This is a genomic window from Halobacillus andaensis (genome assembly GCF_014636475.1).
Classification (GTDB): domain Bacteria; phylum Bacillota; class Bacilli; order Bacillales; family Halobacillaceae; genus Halobacillus_A; species Halobacillus_A andaensis.
Map to the genome: position 1 here is coordinate 40,233 of NZ_BMEL01000004.1, position 17,772 is coordinate 58,004.

Annotated in this window: 21 protein-coding genes and 1 pseudogene; 17 read left to right on the plus strand and 5 right to left on the minus strand. The window is 39.1% G+C overall.

Going from position 1 to position 17,772, the window contains the following annotated elements; translation table 11 throughout:
• Nucleotides 1-16: 16 nt before the first annotated feature.
• Nucleotides 17-175 (minus strand): annotated as a pseudogene (locus tag IEV27_RS14950) (NAD(+)--rifampin ADP-ribosyltransferase); the annotation flags it as partial.
• Nucleotides 176-565: 390 nt separating this feature from the next.
• Between IEV27_RS14950 and IEV27_RS14955 the strand changes: the two are divergent.
• The 7 genes from IEV27_RS14955 (at nt 566) to IEV27_RS14985 (ending at nt 5,566) form a co-directional block, all read left to right on the plus strand.
• Nucleotides 566-808, plus strand: a complete 243-nt coding sequence (locus tag IEV27_RS14955) for a hypothetical protein (protein ID WP_188378320.1) — start codon at nt 566-568, stop codon at nt 806-808.
• A gap of 494 nt (nt 809-1,302) precedes the next feature.
• Entirely contained in the window at nt 1,303-1,776 is a 474-nt protein-coding gene (locus IEV27_RS14960; protein WP_188378321.1) for a hypothetical protein, read from the plus strand.
• A gap of 168 nt (nt 1,777-1,944) precedes the next feature.
• Nucleotides 1,945-2,355 (plus strand): hypothetical protein, encoded by a 411-nt coding sequence (locus IEV27_RS14965; protein WP_188378322.1) that lies wholly within the window; start codon nt 1,945-1,947, stop codon nt 2,353-2,355.
• A gap of 539 nt (nt 2,356-2,894) precedes the next feature.
• Nucleotides 2,895-3,032 carry a hypothetical protein gene (locus tag IEV27_RS14970; RefSeq protein ID WP_188378323.1) on the plus strand — a complete coding sequence of 46 codons (138 nt, stop codon included), beginning with the start codon at nt 2,895-2,897 and terminating at the stop codon, nt 3,030-3,032.
• 220 nt (nt 3,033-3,252) lie between these two features.
• Nucleotides 3,253-3,771, plus strand: a complete 519-nt coding sequence (locus IEV27_RS14975) for a GNAT family N-acetyltransferase (RefSeq protein ID WP_188378324.1) — start codon at nt 3,253-3,255, stop codon at nt 3,769-3,771.
• Nucleotides 3,772-3,926: 155 nt separating this feature from the next.
• A complete protein-coding gene (locus IEV27_RS14980) occupies nt 3,927-4,814 on the plus strand; it encodes an aminoglycoside phosphotransferase family protein (RefSeq protein ID WP_188378325.1) in 888 nt (295 codons plus the stop codon).
• 275 nt (nt 4,815-5,089) lie between these two features.
• Nucleotides 5,090-5,566: a P-loop nucleotide/nucleoside kinase family protein gene (locus IEV27_RS14985; protein WP_209488414.1), complete on the plus strand. Its 477-nt coding sequence runs from the start codon at nt 5,090-5,092 to the stop codon at nt 5,564-5,566.
• Between the two features lie 214 nt (nt 5,567-5,780).
• On the opposite strand, the gene IEV27_RS14990 is transcribed toward IEV27_RS14985, so the two are convergent.
• Nucleotides 5,781-6,218 (minus strand): CHRD domain-containing protein, encoded by a 438-nt coding sequence (locus IEV27_RS14990; protein WP_188378326.1) that lies wholly within the window; start codon nt 6,216-6,218, stop codon nt 5,781-5,783.
• Between the two features lie 536 nt (nt 6,219-6,754).
• Here IEV27_RS14990 and IEV27_RS14995 point away from each other — a divergent pair.
• Nucleotides 6,755-7,150, plus strand: coding sequence for a VOC family protein (locus tag IEV27_RS14995; RefSeq protein ID WP_188378327.1), 396 nt, complete (start codon nt 6,755-6,757; stop codon nt 7,148-7,150).
• A gap of 127 nt (nt 7,151-7,277) precedes the next feature.
• Here IEV27_RS14995 and IEV27_RS15000 read toward each other — a convergent pair whose 3' ends face one another.
• Together IEV27_RS15000 and IEV27_RS15005 are read right to left on the minus strand one after the other, a co-directional pair.
• The gene (locus tag IEV27_RS15000; RefSeq protein ID WP_188378328.1) at nt 7,278-8,087 is read right to left on the minus strand and encodes an ABC transporter permease; all 810 of its coding nucleotides are present in this window, start codon (nt 8,085-8,087) and stop codon (nt 7,278-7,280) included.
• Complete coding sequence (locus IEV27_RS15005; RefSeq protein ID WP_188378329.1) at nt 8,077-9,057, minus strand: ATP-binding cassette domain-containing protein; 981 nt, start codon at nt 9,055-9,057, stop codon at nt 8,077-8,079. The genes IEV27_RS15000 and IEV27_RS15005 overlap by 11 nt, the downstream gene beginning before the upstream one ends.
• 444 nt (nt 9,058-9,501) lie before the next feature.
• Between IEV27_RS15005 and IEV27_RS15010 the strand changes: the two genes are divergently transcribed.
• Entirely contained in the window at nt 9,502-10,122 is a 621-nt protein-coding gene (locus tag IEV27_RS15010; protein WP_188378330.1) for a hypothetical protein, read from the plus strand.
• A 203-nt stretch (nt 10,123-10,325) separates the two neighbouring features.
• Here IEV27_RS15010 and IEV27_RS15015 read toward each other — a convergent pair whose 3' ends face one another.
• The gene (locus tag IEV27_RS15015; protein ID WP_188378331.1) at nt 10,326-11,195 is read right to left on the minus strand and encodes a DMT family transporter; all 870 of its coding nucleotides are present in this window, start codon (nt 11,193-11,195) and stop codon (nt 10,326-10,328) included.
• A gap of 464 nt (nt 11,196-11,659) precedes the next feature.
• Between IEV27_RS15015 and IEV27_RS15020 the strand changes: the two genes are divergently transcribed.
• From IEV27_RS15020 to IEV27_RS15055, 8 genes are all read left to right on the plus strand, one after another.
• Complete coding sequence (locus IEV27_RS15020) at nt 11,660-13,021, plus strand: DUF2254 domain-containing protein (RefSeq protein WP_188378332.1); 1,362 nt, start codon at nt 11,660-11,662, stop codon at nt 13,019-13,021.
• A 531-nt stretch (nt 13,022-13,552) separates the two neighbouring features.
• Nucleotides 13,553-14,035 (plus strand): DUF2975 domain-containing protein, encoded by a 483-nt coding sequence (locus tag IEV27_RS15025; protein ID WP_188378333.1) that lies wholly within the window; start codon nt 13,553-13,555, stop codon nt 14,033-14,035.
• Nucleotides 14,036-14,045: 10 nt separating this feature from the next.
• Complete coding sequence (locus IEV27_RS15030; protein WP_188378334.1) at nt 14,046-14,258, plus strand: helix-turn-helix domain-containing protein; 213 nt, start codon at nt 14,046-14,048, stop codon at nt 14,256-14,258.
• A gap of 18 nt (nt 14,259-14,276) precedes the next feature.
• Nucleotides 14,277-15,077, plus strand: a complete 801-nt coding sequence (locus IEV27_RS15035; protein WP_188378335.1) for a DUF817 domain-containing protein — start codon at nt 14,277-14,279, stop codon at nt 15,075-15,077.
• 408 nt (nt 15,078-15,485) lie between these two features.
• Nucleotides 15,486-15,881, plus strand: a complete 396-nt coding sequence (locus IEV27_RS15040; RefSeq protein WP_188378336.1) for a hypothetical protein — start codon at nt 15,486-15,488, stop codon at nt 15,879-15,881.
• A gap of 131 nt (nt 15,882-16,012) precedes the next feature.
• Nucleotides 16,013-16,402, plus strand: a complete 390-nt coding sequence (locus IEV27_RS15045) for a thiol-disulfide oxidoreductase DCC family protein (protein WP_188378337.1) — start codon at nt 16,013-16,015, stop codon at nt 16,400-16,402.
• Between the two features lie 266 nt (nt 16,403-16,668).
• Complete coding sequence (locus IEV27_RS15050) at nt 16,669-17,412, plus strand: hypothetical protein (protein ID WP_188378338.1); 744 nt, start codon at nt 16,669-16,671, stop codon at nt 17,410-17,412.
• 72 nt (nt 17,413-17,484) lie between these two features.
• A complete protein-coding gene (locus tag IEV27_RS15055) occupies nt 17,485-17,772 on the plus strand; it encodes a hypothetical protein (protein WP_188378339.1) in 288 nt (95 codons plus the stop codon).

Consider the following 17,772-nt stretch of genomic DNA (forward strand, 5'->3'; position numbering starts at 1 on the left):
GAGCTGATAGTTAAGATCAATCGTATATAACAGCTTTTCCTTGTTCACGTAACTTTTGTAAAGATGTAAGCATATGAGTAATTTGTTCATCGGAATGTCTTTCCCATGCACGTAATTCAGCAACTATTTTCAAAGGAGATTTAGACCTGTACGAACGTGTGGGGTTTCCCGGGAATTAAAGTTTGTTCAAGTTTAGGGGGCAAATCTTCAAATATAGGATTTGCTCCCTTTACTTATGTTTAGTGAATAACCTGCAATGGTGTTAAGAAAAAACTGAAACATTCTATTCTCTTGAAACGTAATTATTAATAAGTAAAATCCTTTTGAGGTGAAAGTATGGATATTAGTATAATTGTAGCGATATTTGTAATTTTTGTAGTGGCTTTAGGCGGCAGTTACTACAACAACAAAAAGAAATAAAATTCGGGAGCTTATCAGGTATCTCGACTTAATATCGCTGATCCAACTATCGTATTCGAGTTGCAATTCCAACTAAGGAGTTGCTTTTTTCTTTTTAGCAAAAGGTTAAGTAACTTTAAAGAATAGAAGCAGATGAGAGTGTCTGGTGGAGTTAAGTAAGGGCAGGGAGAGACTGATTAAATCCTTGCAGACAGTTAGAAGTTTTTCCGTTATTGAAAGAGTGAATTCAGGACATGTAGTTGTAGACGACAGGAATCTTCCTGGTTTCTTTTTTATAAGTACTATGATTTCAGAAGGTTTATTTATTCCTTATCATGGGTCGTTGATTGAAGTATTGTTTGATATGAGAAACGACATGGGAGCGCACAACCAAAGAAAAGGGAAGTAAGAACATATATAAGCAATCGCTCGAAATTTAAGAAAGATTGGAATGCGTCCATTGTTCTGTTGTTCCGTTAAAAGGGGCGATAGATGCACAGTGGATAACGCTTATTGTGCTAACTAAACAGAACTTAGAAAAAATATGGTGGTTTTATGCAAATGTACATTCACATATTAATTGTAGGTATCTTAATTTTCCTCACTGTATTCTTTAAAGACAAAGCGAACTGGAGGAAACATCTTGTAAGGTTTATTTATTTTGTGGTTGGTTTATCTATTTTCAACTTTTTATTGAATTTATTGTTAGGTAAAACGTTGTGATCTTTCACTAATTTTTTGCTTATAGTATGTATGACTTAGCTTTGGTCATAAGTGCATGTAGTCATCAAGAACAAAATATGGCATTAAAAATAGAACGAGATGAGAAAAGTAACCAGATTTTACTGGTACCCGATATGAAAGAAGATATATGTGAAAAAGTTTAGTGAAGGAGGAGGTCTTTTGAGAAGGGCGAGATTACTAGTAATCATTGCTGTTTTGACTCTTTTAACGGCCTGTTTTTCTAATGAAGGAGACGGGAAAGAAGAAGACACTCTTTTCCTATACAAAGGAACCAAAATATCAGATCGGGAATTCACAGGCACTGTCATTCGATCGATGCCTTATCATAAACAAATGACTGATTTCTCACTCTACCCCAATGAACATCAGATAACAATACGTTATAGTGACATTCAAGATAAGGAACTTCAAAAAATGATTCTAACTGTATCAACATATGCTTTTAGTTTGATAGAAGGTGTGAACCTAATTGTTTTGGTAACAGAAGGAGAAAGAGCCAGAGTATACGAAGAAGAGTTAAAAGAATGGTATGGAAACAGTGATTATGACGATGCTTCTAGACAAGAAGAACTCGACAATATGATTGACTCATCTATCGACAACAACAGGGAGGTTTTTTTAGACAATATATAAATTATAGGGTATCTTTTGCTGAAGTGAATCTTTCCTTTTCCAAATATACCTGAAAATAATAGTGTGGTTTTTATTTTAGGGTTATCTTGAATTCAATGTTTCCACATAAGCCAGCTATTACTAAATAGAGTACTCGCCCTTATTAAAGAGAGGGGGAAGAATGTCAGATTGAAAAGTATCATATTATTTATTGTTACCTTATTATTAGCAATGTCTATAATCAATGGATGTTCTGATAATGGACAAAATTCTGCTGAATCTATTAATACTTTTGAAGGTTATTTTGTTTCAGTTGTTGGGGACAACGAATTAAAGATTGAGTGTTCAAAAGCGGCTAAGAGAAACACTGATTCTACGACAGAGGAAGGATACGATTGTAATGTAGAAACAACTGAAAAAACTACCATAAAAACAGAGGGTGGGAAAAGTTTAGAAGTTGATGAATTAAGAAAATTGGATATTCATAATCTAGACAAACCGAAAAAAGCTAAAGTCATTCTTTCAGAAGAAAAAAACATAAATCTAAGCAAGAGTAGCAGGAAGGGGCTGGATGCTTCTGAAATAATTATTTTTCATTAACGGGGCATCAGAAAATGAGCTATTTAGAAATGTCTCGAAACCAGTACATAGTCAACACTTTGTGTCGGCTTTTTATTATGTTTTTAAGACGTGGGAAATGTAATGAGTTAACAAAAGGTACAACAGATTTAAAGTAAAGACTAAGAAATAACTTACATAGTTCTTTAATAATGAAGAATTTTTTCTTCTAATAAGCTTTATTTAATAGGTTGAGAGGAGGTGTTGCTCACGTGGTTTCCATGATAATAATGTTAGTCCTTTTTCCAACAATGATTACTAGTCTTATCGGGTATTTTTTATATAAATACAGTAAACCTTTAAGTATAATCGCGATGATACTACTTCCGATCATTATTATGTACTTGCTTATAAGTTATGTAGTTATATTGAGCATTCCTTTATCTATCATTATTGTGCTAACCGTTCATGGATATAAAAAGTCTCAAGGATCTTGATTTCAAATATTCTATACACGTGGGCAAGCCTTAAATTGAGCATTTTTTTAAATTTACATCATAAAGGATGAAAGGAGAACTATTGTGAATAGAGATCCATTAGAGTTAGTGAAAGTAGTGAGTTTAGCAATTATTGCTGTCAGCATGGCTGTGATAGCTTGGAGATTGGGGAAGGTTGCTGATTATTTGTATGACTTAGTGATGTTATCTGGAAATGGCTGAGAAGGTTACTCTCTCACTAAATGAGAAAGAATTGAATCATGGGTTTTTCAGACAAAGAGATTGTAGTAGAAGGAGCTTAAGGTCAAAAAAACTTGATATAATTTATTCAATCAAAGGTGGGGATTCTAGAGAAAGTATTTTATTCCTTTATCCCTTTATTTTGACTTTCTTTATGGAACGAGGATTGTGGCTAATTTGACTGATAAACGGAGGAGGATAAATGGAAATTACAATTGATAAATTAAAATATGAAGATGCGGGAGAATTATTTGATTTTGAAAATGAAAATCGAACCTTTTTTGAAAAAATGGTACCAGGTCGGGGTGAGGATTATTATCACTTTGACACGTTCATGATCCAACTCGAAGAATTATTAAATGAACAAAAACAAGGGTTATCTTATTTTTATCTGATAAGAAAAAGAACTGGTGAAATCTTAGGAAGGATTAACTTAGTGGACGTAGACAGATCCCAAAACTTAGTTCACATAGGTTATAGAGTTGGTGAAAAACATACGGGACAAGGGGTTGCACACAAAGCTTTACAGATCTTATTGGATAATCTGAGTAAGGATGGTTTTACTAAAATCTTGGCCAAGACGACAAATAATAATGTTGCTTCACAAAAAGTCCTAGAAAAAAATGGCTTTACGAAGTTAGGAGTAAGTAACGAAGAATTTGTAATGAATGGAGAAACACTGAGGTTTGTACATTATATGTGGACTATTTGTGTAACGTAGCTACACTCATATTTGCTATGACATACATCGCTCGTTTAGTGGTCCTTTTTTTTGACTCGACTAATAAATCAATATGGTGCCTGCCCCCCGCTCTGCTAAAGCGTTAACGCAGTGGGGGTCAGGCACTTCCACTATAACTGGTAAAGGAGTAATAAATGGATATTAATGTTAATTTAGTTAGAGGATTAATAGACGAACAATTTCCTGAATGGTCAGAATTAGATATCACTCCGGTGAGAAATGGTGGAAATGACAATAGAACATTCCACTTAGGTGATTATATGAGTGTAAGGCTACCGAGTTCTGAACATTATGTTCCTCAAGTTGAGAAAGAACAAAAGTGGTTACCAAAGTTAGCAAAAGAATTATCTTTACCCATTTCGACACCTATAGCAAAAGGGTATCCTAATCAGGACTACCCGTTTCCGTGGTCAATCAACAAGTGGTTAGAGGGAGAAACGTTAGCTCCAAAAAATATTCGTGATGTTAACCAATTGGCAAGAGACTTGGGATCATTTTTAATTGAGTTACAGTTAGTAGATGCTAGTGGAGGTCCTTTAGCAGGGAAACACAATTTTTATAGAGGTGGCGATCTTGCGGTATACAATCAAGAGACGAGAGATGCCATTGACGCGAACACAGATACATTAAACACCTCAATACTAAATGAAATTTGGAATCTTGCCTTGAGCTCTAAATTCTCTGGTCGTCCTGTTTGGGTTCATGGTGATATGGCTCCAGGTAATATTCTTACTAGAGATGGAAAACTCTCTGCTGTTATAGATTTTGGGATTTTAGGAGTAGGTGATCCTTCTTGTGATTATGTCATGGCTTGGACCTTTTTCGATGACGAAAGTAGAAAGGTTTTTAAACGTACATTAAATACGGACGAAGAAACATGGAACAGGGCGCGAGGATGGGCATTATGGAAAGCTTTAATTACGTACAATTGGAATAGAAGATCTAACAAAGAAATCGCAGAAGAATCATATAATATCATTAATACCATACAGGAGGATTACGAACTAAATCATTCGCTCTGATAGACGATTATACAAATGAAAGGACTAGTCAATGAATCGCCTTCTTTACATAGAAGTAGGAGGAACATCTTTTTGGGGAAGGTGATGTCTGAATTGGAGAAGGGCAAACCCGGAACAATGGTTTGTTCCCATTTCTTATTTTTGTACCAGACTATAAATAACTGATCCGATCTTGTTAAAACAAGTGGGACAGTAACAATTTAATTAGGCTAACGAGGCAGGTTAATTCAAGAATATTGCACATTTATTTATTACAGAAAAGGGGGTGGTATTATATGGCAACTCTCCATTTAATGGTCGGTCTCCCTTGTAGTGGTAAGACTACCCTTGCTCGGAAAATTGAAAAAAAATATTCTGCACTTCGACTTACTCCCGATGAATGGCATACGCGATTAGGTCATGATTTCGGGTATAACATGACGGAATTAAAAGAGGCAATACACAATGCTAGACATGATGCAGTGGAATCGCTGATGTGGGATGTTGCAGCTAGGATTTTGCTTCTTGGTGTTGATGTTATTCTAGATTTTGGATTCTGGTCTAGAAGTGAACGGGATGAGTTTCGTTCTCGTGCCAAGGAACTAGGAGCTGAGTTTAAAATTCATTTTAATGATCTATCACAAGAGGAGCTATTTGAACGTTTAAGGAATAGAAATGCTCAGAAACCAGATGCGACATTTGTTATTCCTGAATCTAAACTTAAAGAGTGGATACAAACTTTCGAGCCACCTTCTCCAGAGGAACTTGAGTAATGATCCTAGAAAACAGCAATTTTGAATAAGAATCAGGATGGGCGCCACCTCACTCATAAGGCGCCTTTTTAGTTTGAACATTTAAGGTAAACATTAATTGGAGAGAAACAAAAGTAAAACAAACTAGGGAGTACTTTATGTTGAAGAGAGATTTATTTAAAACAGGCACTTATCGAAGGAGGATAAGCGCCATTTGAATCAAGAAGATAGACCTTTAATAACTATGATCAAGAGGGATGATCTGCCCCCTGATTTCTCCACCAGGGTTTTGCTCGGTATGAACGTTAACGTACGTAAGTTTTTTTCGCATAAACTTTAGCAGGTCAGCGACATCGTGTATACCCACATCATTATCTTCAATATCTTTATCTGTAATGGTTCCAGTAATTTTTCCTCTTCGAGTGGTTATCCCTTCTTGTTCTTCTAAAGTCATTAAATTAGCTCCGAAAAGGAAAACAATGACGGGACCATTTTCATCACGATCACCAAAGTGAATATGCGCTTGCACGAAATTTTTAATATCTTCGACTTCGAGCTGAAACTTGATTTTAGTACAACCTTTATTCGCCATGAATTTAGCCACTCCAAAAGCATCTGTATCAACTGGAGGTACTTCATTTTTACCTTTTAGCTTGGCAAAAAACTTCTCCATAATTTCACCTCCCACATAAGTAAACTACGTTATTGTATGTTAAGAGAAATAAGCTTGTATAGGTGAGAGGATGAAAGGAACTACATTTTCTTGCATAATAAAGAAGCTGAAAACCCTAGAATCGATCTTCAGCTTTTGGCCCTATAAAATTTGACGGATGGAGCCGGGCCAAAAACTTGTTATGCGGACCGTAGACGGACCTTTTCCTATGGAAACGACGTACAGGTGGAAAGCCATACATGAGAACCGCACACAGATGACGCTGCAGAATAAGGGGGAGCCGGCAGGTTTTTCAAAAGTGTTATCTCCTATCATGGCTCCCATGATGAAAAAAGCTAATAAGAAAGACCTTAAAGAAATCAAAAAAATTTTAGAAAACAGCAATTTTTAATAAATATCAGATGGGCGTCTCTTTAAAATGAGACGCCTTTTTTTGTTAAGGATTCACGAATATAATAAAGGATTATTAAACTTTTTATAGAATATACAACTTGATGAGAAAAGTCTAGGCCTAGAACGAAACCAGGAGGTTATTTATGGGCAGATTAGTTCATTTCGAAATTCATGTGGATGAGATGAATCGGGCGAAAAAGTTTTATGGAGAAGTGTTTGGATGGAAGTTTGAAGATTGGAGCGAGTATGCGGGAATGCCTTATTTTGGAGCCGTAACGGGCGATGAAAAAGAGTTGGGTATCAACGGTGCATTAATGCAGCGGCAAAGTCCTCCTCCAGGAACAAACCAACCTTTGAATGGTTACGCTTGTACAATGAGTGTGGAAGATTTCGATTCTACTGAATCTAAGATTATCAATAATGGCGGCAAGGTCGCATTGCCAAAATACGCTCTGCCTGGGATGGCGTGGCAGGGATACTATATTGATACGGAAGGAAATACCTTTGGTATTCACCAACCGGATGAAAATGCCAAGTAGCATGTAAAGGCCCCTTTTTTAACCTAAGGTGAAGACTAAACAATCGATTGCCAATAGCGGAATAGCCTTCGTCCATAAAGTATAGAACGAAGGCTGTTTCGTCTTTTTATTTATTTTCTCAATTTGATTAATTTTTGTTTCTGAAGAAGTACATCGTCAGTGTGCCAAACACGGCAATTAATCCTACTGAGATGTACGTAATGATCAATAATTCGCTCGTTACATCATACCCGTGAATTAATCCTCTGGACGCATCGACCACGAATGTTATTGGGTTAATGTCTACAAAGTGTTGTAACCAGTTTGGCATTGTAGATGGATCAACAAATACGCTGCTTAAAAAAGTGAGAGGGAATAACAGCATCATACTTATGGCCATGAGAGCTTTTTCAGAACGTACAATGATTCCAAGCATTGTCCAGATCCAGGATAAACTAAAAGAGAAGAATAGAATGACCAGGACGGCAAGGACGACTCCTGAGAACCCTGCTTCTGCACGGAATCCTAGAATGTAACCAAGTGTGATCATGATGGTTGCAGCAAGTGAGTATCGTACGACATCCACTAGCAGCGCTCCTACCAATACAGCGGGCTGCCAGATCGGCAGTGAACGAAAACGATCAAAAACGCCTTTCTCGATATCTTTATTTAAATCCAGCCCTGTGTACATCGTAATCATTGCAACGGTCATGACTAAAATTCCTGGCAGGACAAAGTCCAAGTACTCGCCTGTTGAACCCGAAATTGCTCCACCGAATAAATACGTAAACATCAGCAGGAAGATAATCGGGAATACCGTTACATCAAATAGCTGTTCTGGAACATAGCGTATGCGTAATAACGCTCGCCATGCGAAGGTAAGAGCGGCACTCATGGGTGAAGCTTTGGGTGGGCGTTTTTCTAAGGTGATTGATTTTTCTAATGAATTATTCTCCATTTGCTTCCCCGCCTTTCTCTTTAGCAGGCTTTCCGGTAATGGTTAAGAATACATCATCTAAACTTGGCTGCTGCATCGAGAAGTCTTTCACGGCTATCTGGTGGTTGGCTAGTTCTCCAATGGCTTTTGCAGCCTTGGACTGGTCTTTCATCGTTACGGAAATCGATAAGCGAGCACGATCCACTTCAGGGGTCTGTGCAAACATTCCTTCAAAGATGGACTCAGCCTTGTTCAAATCCCGTTCGTCTTCGAATTCGATAATCAAGCTGCGAACACCAATCGATGATTTCAATTCTGCACTCGTTCCTTCCGCAATTAAAACCCCTCGGTCTATCACACCAATGAGGTCAGCAAGTTGATCGGCTTCTTCTAAGTATTGAGTCGTTAGAAATACTGTCGTACCGTTTTTGACTAATGCTCGAATGATAGTCCACACTTCATTCCGGCTCCTTGGATCCAGGCCGGTCGTTGGTTCATCTAGAAAAAGCAGCTCTGGGGAAGTAATAATACTTGCGGCGATATCGATTCTTCTTCTCATTCCGCCGGAGTATTTCTTCACCTGGCGCTTCGCTGCATCTTCTAAATTAAAAGCGGCTAATAATTCATCGGCACGCTGCTTTGCTTCTTTTCGCGAAAAACCAACTAACCTGCCAATGAAAATTAAATTCTCGCGGCCGGATATTTCTTCATCAACCGAAGCAAACTGTCCCGTCAAACTAATCGACTGCCTGACTTCATCCGCTTCTTTTGTCAGATCATACCCCATGACTTTCGCTTGACCTTCTGTTGGTTTCAGCAGCGTGGCCAGCATACGGATCATCGTCGTTTTCCCGGCACCATTAGGCCCAAGGAATCCATAGATAATTCCTTTTGGCACCTTTAAGCTTATGCCGTTTACAGCACGTTCTTTTCCAAACGCTTTGACTAACTGATCGGCTTCTACTGCATAGGTTTTATTGGATCGTTCCATTCGTCGTCTCCCTCCCGCTTCCATTCCATTTTATCACAGCTCTGAAGTCTTGATTTTTGTTTGTGATAAAGGATTGAGTCGCTGGGTTCAGGTATGTATCAAATTATGTTTAGATCGTACAAAAAGATTGAAAGGAAAAGAAATTAGAAATGAAACAAATTTAAAAATATAGGAGGGGAGAGGTGGGAATATTTAATTTTTAAAGTAATTTTTGTGCCAGGTACAGAACGTTTGTGAATGACTTTCCCAAGTTCTACTTTCTAATAAAACTGAGGGGGTGAATAGGGAAGCAATATTCCCAATGCAAGAGGGTAGATTAAAATGATACCATTATGAATATATTAATGAGGAATTATTACTGTTCGTATTCCAATTATAAATCAGTAGACGGTGACTGGACTTATAGAACCTGGTCAGACAGTTCACCAATGTAGGGGATAAATTATGAATAATAAACTCATCATCATTATTACATTATTGTACATAACGTCCCTTCTTGCTGCTTGTAACCAAAATGAAGAACAAGGAGCAGCGGCGGACTCAGACTCAAAAGAAGAAGTTGAAAATAGCGAGGAGCAAGATAAGACAGAGGAAAGTAATGAGGAAGAGAGTACTTCGAACGATTTAAGTGAAGCATTCATTCCACCTGACTTTGTCGTTCAAAAATTTAAAACGACATTCAACGATGAAGAAAACAAGATGAATATGGCTTTAGATTATAAAGTTAGTCCTGAGCTGTATGAAAAACTTAAAGATCATGAGTACTATTTTTATCTTAACTATCCAGAAGAAATACAAAGTATAATTGATTCAGAACACACTGATCTAGTGAAGGGTTCAAAGATGATGGATGCGAACAGGTTAGATTACTCTGTTTCTTTTGAGCAATCCATTTCCCAGGATGTCGACCAAGGAGAAATTGAAGCTTTAACGGATAATCGTAACTACGATTTATACATTACGAATGGTGAAAAAGAAATCGTACATGTATTCAAAGACGTGGCAATCGGTGCTGAATTTGATTCAGAAGAATCATCCTCCGTTGAAGTAGATGAAGAAGATTAGAGACCTGAATATAAGTAATCCGAACTGATTTCTACAAAATCGTTCGGATTATTTTATGCTTTATTTTTTCCCGTCCTGATTCCTGGGCGGCTTTTCTTCTTCAAGTGCTTATTTACAGGATATTAAATGATGTTGCAGAAGAGAAGTAGATTCAAAAGTTCTTTGCGCCGGGTACCAGGTACCGTTGTTGGTACCTGGTACCCTTAGTCGGACTGCTTCACACTAAGTACGGTGACCGTCGTCAGGATGAGTACCATTCCAAGAAATTGAACGATGCCCAAATCATCTCCCATAAGCATAACGCCAAATAATGAAGCTGTCACCGGCTCTACCATAGCGACCATTGAAGCAGTTGACGGGGCAGTCCTTCGAATACCAATTACATAAAAGATAAATGAAATTCCAGCTCCCAGGATTCCTAATAGAATAAACCAACCTAAGTCGTTTGACATCACCACACTGGCTGCTTCACCCCTGTTCATAAAGAGAAGAAGAATGAGGCAGAATGAAAAAAAGGCGATAGTTAAGGTAGTCTGCGGCTTTGCAATAGAAGCGGTTTTTTTAAATCCAAATATAAACAATGCATAACAAAGTCCAGCAGCAAGCCCCGCTGCCGCCCCTAGAAAACTTACTGAAATCGATTCGGGGTTGTAGGCACCTGTAAGCAGGATAATCCCGATAAGTACGCCGGCAATGCATCCCCATTTGAACCAGGTCGACCGTTCTATTCCTAATAAAAAGGAGATTAAAAGAACAAACACAGGGGCCGAGTACACTAAAGTAGCCGCAACTGCAATGCTTGAAGACTCGATACTAAGAAAATAAAAAGTGAAATTACCAGCTACACCAAGACCAGCTAATAAGGACCATATATATAAACGAGTAGAGGCTGTCCAATTTTGTTTAAAGCGAACGAGAAACCAGGCGAGAAAACATATAAATCCCACAGCCCCCCGGTAAAATGAAATCACAATAGGATCCCAGCCCTTGTCCATTAAAATATCGGCAATCCCCCCGCTAATGCCCCAAAATAAACCCGCTAACATAACTAAACCTACACCTGTATATTTCATTGTGTGCCTCCTAGTAATAAGTAATGGTACGAAAATTTGAAAACCTTATGCGACATTAAACGTAAATTGGAGGATCAAACGATTCTCTTTACGTTTTTCATCAAGTTTTAAAAGGTGTTAACGGTAGTTCCTTTAATTTCTCAAATTTAAACCTCAATAAGAAGAGAAAGGACAACGGTCCTAGGATAGAGGTGAAAACCGAATCAATATTATGGACAACCTCAAATTGAACTCATTTAGAGTTCCAACTCTCGCAAGCTTACCTGGAAAAAGTCCACGCAGAGATGTAATAGAAACTTCGGGTTAAGGAGCCTGGGAGATCAGTTGGTATTTTTCGTGATAGTAATGGAAACCTAAAAAGTAAGGTTAGTTTGCTTCGATCCGGGGTAGGAAATAGAAGTATTTAAACTAAGAAGAATGGTGATCATGTGGGTCTCTTTTACTATATAAAGAAATATTTTAAAATGTCGAGACGTCAGCGGAAAAGTGAATTAAAATCAACTCTTTGGTTTATGCCTTTCTGGTATATCGTTGGAGCGGTGTGTTTATCCGCTTTTACCTTTTATCTAGATTATGTCGTTGATATCAGCTTGTATTTGCCGGCTGCTGTCGGTTTCAGCGGCCAGACGCTGCAGGTGCTTTTAAGTGCCCTCGTAGGAGGAGTGCTTACGCTAAGCGCGTTTACGATTAACTCCCTGCTCGTCGCCTTGACGACGTTCAGCGGACAGTTTTCTTCCAAAATGCTTGTCAACTTTGTCAGTGACCGGGCGACCCAGCACGTACTCGGTATTTTTAACGGCAGTTTTATTTATGTACTTTTAAACTTTTTATACGTTACACATGAAGAAGAAGAGTACATTGTAGCGACACCGGTCTTATCGATTCTGACAGCTATTACGGCTGCGGTCACGTTTATTTATTTTATTAACCATACAACGACCTGGATGCAGGTGCACAACATCAGCTTCAATATGAATGCCAAGTCAAAATCAGTGCAGGCTTCTCTAGAAAAAGAATTAAAGCCATACCGCCTGGAAAAGGAGGTAGACGAAGAATCCCTTCCTTTTGCGTCTGATGGAAAAGTGTTAACAGCCAGCCAATCCGGTTATCTTCAAGTGGCTGACTTTTCAAAACTGATTAAACAGGCGAATCGAGATAACATTCTCCTGCAATTTGACGTTAGAATTGGAGAATTTGTTGTAGAAGGAACTCCCATGCTTACGTATTGGGAATACGGACGAGCCATTCATCCAGAACGCTACATTAAGTCTGTTGAAATCGGGGTCAAACAAACCGAAATTCAAGACCTGGAGTATGGGCTGATTAAGCTTGCCGAAGTAGCCATCAAAGCTTTAGGTCACAATGACCCTCTTACCGTTACGAATACGATTCATCAAATTGCTGATTTGCTGAAGAGCATCGGCCAGTCGACGAATTTCTCTCCTTATCTTTTTGATCAGGAAGAGGAGCTGCGCGTGATCTTAAGTCAAAAGGATTTTCGTTATTACCTTCATAAGGGATTTGCCTCGATTCGTGAGTACGCGAACCAGAACTCGACAGTGATGACGGAACTTTTAACGATGGTATCCCTGCTGAGCAAAACGATGGATGAAGAAGTGCACAGTGATTTATGGGAATTTGCCCGTCAGACCATTTTAGGATTTGATAACTACAGCCTGTACGAAAACGACTGTCTGTATATTTTGGAGCAGTTATCCGAACTCGCTAAAAACACAGATCATGAGCAGGATTACCTTTTCCTGCTTGAATATATGCTGCAGCGGGTGAGCTCAAAGAGTGCGGCTGAAGTGCGTTCTTCTCTTTAAACTATTTTCTGAAACGAGCCATGATTAGCTTTAGGGGCTGTTCATGATATTTCCAAAAACATATAAGAATGGCCATAATGATTAGAATAACGGCAAATCAAAGACTGCACTTTATGCCTCTCTGTTTATTTCCAGTAGTATAAAGTAATACGTCTGCTGTCACATAAAATAGCATCAAAGTTGAGAGAAGCAGAAGTGAAGAAAGGCCAGGATGAGACTGTCAATATGAGTAAAACTGAATAGAACCTAAAAAATCCGAATGATTCGATTGAAATCAGTTCGGATTTTTTGAGGCAAGGCAAGTATCTTTTGGAATTACACCCACAGCTACCTATTAAAGTTCTATTCTATCAGGGGTCTTCGAATCAAGCGGTTCCCATAGGAGTCTGCGAATTTTTCCCTAACAATCTATCTTGTCGAGTTTATATTTGTATAACAACAAAAATATCATTTAATTAAATAAAAATTTATTGTAAAACGATAAATGACATGGTAAATTAAATGTACCATTAATTTAGTGAGGTGCGTTTGATGAAACGTGGAACAACACTCTTTTTAAAATTGGCTGTCATTCTGATTGGTCTCCCGATTCTTGCTTTATGTATCTTTGCAGTGCCCGAGATCGCCGACTTTGCCGCAGAATTTTTTCCCGATCTTGCTTTTATGAAAATTTTCATCTGGATTTATCTATACGTCACAGCCATCCCTTTCTTCTTCGCGCTGTACCAGGCCTTTAAGCTATTGAGCTTCATTGATAAAAATAAAGCATTCTCCGATTTATCGGTGAAAGCATTAAAGGTGATCAAAAACTGTGCTGTGGCTATTAGCGGGTTATATGTTGTGCTCATGCCGGTCATTTATATCGTGGCAGAATACGATGATGCGCCGGGTGTGATCGTCCTTGGGTTAATCATTATTTTTGCTTCCATGGTAATCGCTGTTTTTGCCGCCGTGCTTCAACGACTGCTGCAGGAAGCGATCCAAATCAAATCAGAAAACGATTTAACGGTCTGAGGTGAAGACGATGGCTATTATTATTAACATTGACGTCATGCTGGCGAAAAGGAAAATGAGCGTAACCGAACTTTCGGAAAGAGTTGGAATCACGATGGCCAACCTTTCGATATTGAAAAATGGAAAAGCAAAAGCGATTCGGATCTCAACGCTGGATGCGATTTGTAAGGCATTGGACTGTCAGCCTGGAGATCTCCTGGAATACAGACCTGATGAAGAATAATGAGGAGGAGGCGATAGGATGAGAGCCATCACACAACTTCTGCATTTTGGCTGGCAGCAGGCTCTATCCTGCCTGTTTCCTGTCGTCATTTTTGCCTCATTAGCGATTACTCAAGTCATACCACTGCCTTTCCTGCCGCGGTATGACTGGCTGCTGATCATCTTTCTTCTCATGCAGTGGTGGATGGTTCGTTCCGGACTTGAAACGCGGGATGAACTAAAGGTGATTACATTGTTCCACTTGATTGGGCTGGCGCTGGAGCTTTTTAAGGTACATATGGGCTCCTGGTCGTATCCAGACGAAGGCTATTCGAAAATACTCGGCGTCCCGTTATACAGCGGTTTTATGTACGCTAGTGTGGCCAGTTACCTCTGTCAGGCGTGGAGAAGATTAAAGGTCGAGCTTGTGAAGTGGCCGTCTTTTTGGGTCGTCGCTCCTTTAGCCGCGGCCATCTATTTGAACTTTTTTACCCATCATTACTGGATCGACGTGCGCTGGTGGTTATCTGGACTGGTCATCATTGTTTTCTGGTCTTCCTGGGTTCGTTATGAGGTGAATGGTTCTCATTATCGGATGCCGATCGCCCTTTCTTTTGTACTGATCGGCTTCTTCATATGGGTTGCTGAAAATATCGCAACTTTTTTTGGTGCCTGGGAGTATCCCAATCAGACGGATGCCTGGAGTCTCGTTCATTTAGGAAAAGTGAGTTCGTGGCTGCTGCTTGTGATTGTGAGCTTTTTAATTGTGGCAATGTTAAAGCAGGTGAAGGGGAAACGTTTCACTCTTGCATGGCTTCAGGAAAAGAAGACGTTTTATTGAAATTTTTTTGTGAATAGTGAGTATTCTGTTATGTTGTAAAAAGTTACCTGTTCAAATGAAAGAGTGTCTATTATAATGAACATGCCATCCAACTTACTCCAACCCGTTCAGTAAGTTTATTTCGGTGATGGCCCTATGCCTATTTCCGCTCCCATGTTCACATGGGACCCCTATTTATGTAGAAACCCACAGAACGTCTAAGGATCTAGTCTTAGACGTTTTTTGTATTGAACACCTGGCAAAGGAAGCCGCCTATCCCAGTAACTGATTATTTTCCCCTCCCTAGAAAATGGTTGTAAATTACTTGTAACGTCTGTACGCAGGTTAAAAAATCAAGCATAATGAGGGAGAATACATAAGTCTTTTTTACTGAATAATTACTAAATATTTGATCGTGAGTGGTTTGCTATGCTGTTTTCTGTTAGAAAAAATAATTATCCTCAATCATTTGTAGATTATGTTAATGTTCATAAGGATCAAGTGTACCAGCTTAGTTATATGCTGACGGGGAACTCCCGTGCGGCGGAAGAAATTTCGACCGAGGCATTTCTGCGAGCCTATACGCAGACAAATTACAAACGTTACATAACTAAGAACCATACGCAGCTTTATCGAATAGTTGTCGATCTTGTTACTGATTATCTAGCCGAGCGTAAAACAGAAACAGGGAAAAAGAAAGTTGGCAAGGATACGTTAGAAGACTCCTTAATAGCTCTGCCTATTAGGGAAAGGGTGAAGGTAGTATTGAAGTATATCTTTGAACTGCAGTCGAGGGACATTGAAGCCATTCTAGAGTCCATGTAAAGAGGGAGCTAATATTCAAGTCGTAGTTCCCCAATATGCATGGAATAACTGCGGAATCCATAGAGAAAAGGCTGAAAGAAGGATACATCGACCGGCTTTACTAAACCAGTATGATGAAAGGCGGGGGAGCAATGAAGAGGGTTATTTTATTTGACGGGGAGTGTAACTTCTGTGATCAAAGTGTCCAATTTATCATCAAAAGAGACCCGAAAGCATCCTTTGCATTTGCTTCGTTACAAAGTGAAAAAGGGAAAGAATTATTGAGGAAGCATCATGCCCCAGAAGACATTGACAGCCTGGTGCTGATCGAACATAATCGCTGCTATGTTCAATCCTCCGCAGCTCTTCGGATTTGTAAACATTTAAAAGGGGCATGGAAGCTGCCGTATGTTCTCTTACTCATGCCCAAACCTTTGAGGGATTTTGTTTACAGCATCCTGGCAAACAATAGGTACAAATGGTTTGGGAAGAACGAAAGCTGCCGGCTGCCTTCCCCCGAAGAACGTAAAAGGTTTTTATAATCGATGACGCTATTCTTGTGGTCATTTACTTGGCGTAGAAACTCATAACTATTTCACTAACTATAATTTGCTTAATGCCTTCGCTAATAAGTAGAAATGTTCTTTTTTTCCTGAGAATGTTCATATATGCCTCGAAATGTTCATAAAATTGATTTCTGAGATTGGTATGATGATCTAATTGTTCTCTGAAAAAGCTTTCCTTTTCCTAATGGCGGGCGGCTAACCGTCTATTTCATAGATGAACTAAATATATAAGGATGACATGCATGAAACGACAAACGATTTCATTTCTGCTTGCTGCTTTCTTAACCGTGCTGCTTTTAACGAGTTGTAAAAGCTTAGAAGGGGAGCAAGAGCTTGAAATAGATAATGAACAAGAAGAAACGGAAGATCAAAAAGTTGAAGATATTATCTTTCATAGTGCTTCTAAAGAAAGCGAAACACCAGGGGAAGCCGTTCAAGAACAATACGAGGTTGTTTTTAGTGATGAAGAGAGTGAATTTCCTGAAGCGTCTTCCGTCCTCCATGAAACGGGGGTAGAGGATCGAAGCATCGTTTCGATACGTTCACCTGAAGGGGAAAACAACTATAGTGTTTTTCTGTATGAACGAGAAGAAGTGTGGGAAATCAGAGGTTCCGTGCGGATCGATGCGAACGAGGGGGAAAGCTTTACAGATTCAGAAGGCTTAACTTTACCAATGGAGGACTACAGAACCACTCATCTACAATTAGACGATTCAGAAAGTGATATGTGGACGTTCGTGAACGATCAAAAAGTGGTCAATGTAACCACGTTTGAGGAATTTCCGTTAAGACAAGAGGCCGAGGAAGTGGAGCTGGCGGAAGGCCGAAAGGGATTTGTCCAGGAGGATTCCTATGGTCACACGTCCATCTATTATTATGATAGAGGAAAAGTAGTCGTTGTATCTGGCACTCTTACAGAAAGAGAAGCGATTGACTTAGCGGAATCACTGCCTCCTGTCAGCTCAGTTGACTTCCCGAAACAATAGCCATTAAGGTTGTGGCGGTTTCGTAGAAAAGCTTTAGGAGCCTGTTTAGTACTTTGATAGAGGTGGTATTTTTTGAAACATGTAGGTTTACTAGTAATTGCGGGGTGTGTACTTACAGCGTGCTCTGATGATTCACCAGAACCTGAACAGAAGGATACTTCAGCCGATCCCTTAGCGCCGCATTATGCAGAGATCCTCGATTATTATGGACAGTTATACAACACCATCGATGCGTCGATTGAAGACGACAAAAGTGAGGACTATTATGAAGGTATTGCTGATAATGCTAAAATCACGCTGCAGACTGCTTTAGTATACGACCAAATCGATGATTTATCTTATGATCATTTATCAGAATAA

Excerpts from the sequence above, each read along its gene's own strand:
- IEV27_RS14975 (WP_188378324.1), top strand. The coding sequence starts at position 3,253 with ATGGAAATTACAATTGATAAATTAAAATATGAAGATGCGGGAGAATTA.
- IEV27_RS14980 (WP_188378325.1), top strand. The coding sequence starts at position 3,927 with ATGGATATTAATGTTAATTTAGTTAGAGGATTAATAGACGAACAATTT.
- IEV27_RS14985 (WP_209488414.1), top strand. The coding sequence starts at position 5,090 with ATGGCAACTCTCCATTTAATGGTCGGTCTCCCTTGTAGTGGTAAGACT.
- IEV27_RS14990 (WP_188378326.1), bottom strand. The coding sequence starts at position 6,218 with ATGGAGAAGTTTTTTGCCAAGCTAAAAGGTAAAAATGAAGTACCTCCA.
- IEV27_RS14995 (WP_188378327.1), top strand. The coding sequence starts at position 6,755 with ATGGGCAGATTAGTTCATTTCGAAATTCATGTGGATGAGATGAATCGG.
- IEV27_RS15000 (WP_188378328.1), bottom strand. The coding sequence starts at position 8,087 with ATGGAGAATAATTCATTAGAAAAATCAATCACCTTAGAAAAACGCCCA.
- IEV27_RS15005 (WP_188378329.1), bottom strand. The coding sequence starts at position 9,057 with ATGGAACGATCCAATAAAACCTATGCAGTAGAAGCCGATCAGTTAGTC.
- IEV27_RS15010 (WP_188378330.1), top strand. The coding sequence starts at position 9,502 with ATGAATAATAAACTCATCATCATTATTACATTATTGTACATAACGTCC.
- IEV27_RS15015 (WP_188378331.1), bottom strand. The coding sequence starts at position 11,195 with ATGAAATATACAGGTGTAGGTTTAGTTATGTTAGCGGGTTTATTTTGG.
- IEV27_RS15020 (WP_188378332.1), top strand. The coding sequence starts at position 11,660 with ATGTCGAGACGTCAGCGGAAAAGTGAATTAAAATCAACTCTTTGGTTT.
- IEV27_RS15025 (WP_188378333.1), top strand. The coding sequence starts at position 13,553 with ATGAAACGTGGAACAACACTCTTTTTAAAATTGGCTGTCATTCTGATT.
- IEV27_RS15030 (WP_188378334.1), top strand. The coding sequence starts at position 14,046 with ATGGCTATTATTATTAACATTGACGTCATGCTGGCGAAAAGGAAAATG.
- IEV27_RS15035 (WP_188378335.1), top strand. The coding sequence starts at position 14,277 with ATGAGAGCCATCACACAACTTCTGCATTTTGGCTGGCAGCAGGCTCTA.
- IEV27_RS15040 (WP_188378336.1), top strand. The coding sequence starts at position 15,486 with ATGCTGTTTTCTGTTAGAAAAAATAATTATCCTCAATCATTTGTAGAT.
- IEV27_RS15045 (WP_188378337.1), top strand. The coding sequence starts at position 16,013 with ATGAAGAGGGTTATTTTATTTGACGGGGAGTGTAACTTCTGTGATCAA.
- IEV27_RS15050 (WP_188378338.1), top strand. The coding sequence starts at position 16,669 with ATGAAACGACAAACGATTTCATTTCTGCTTGCTGCTTTCTTAACCGTG.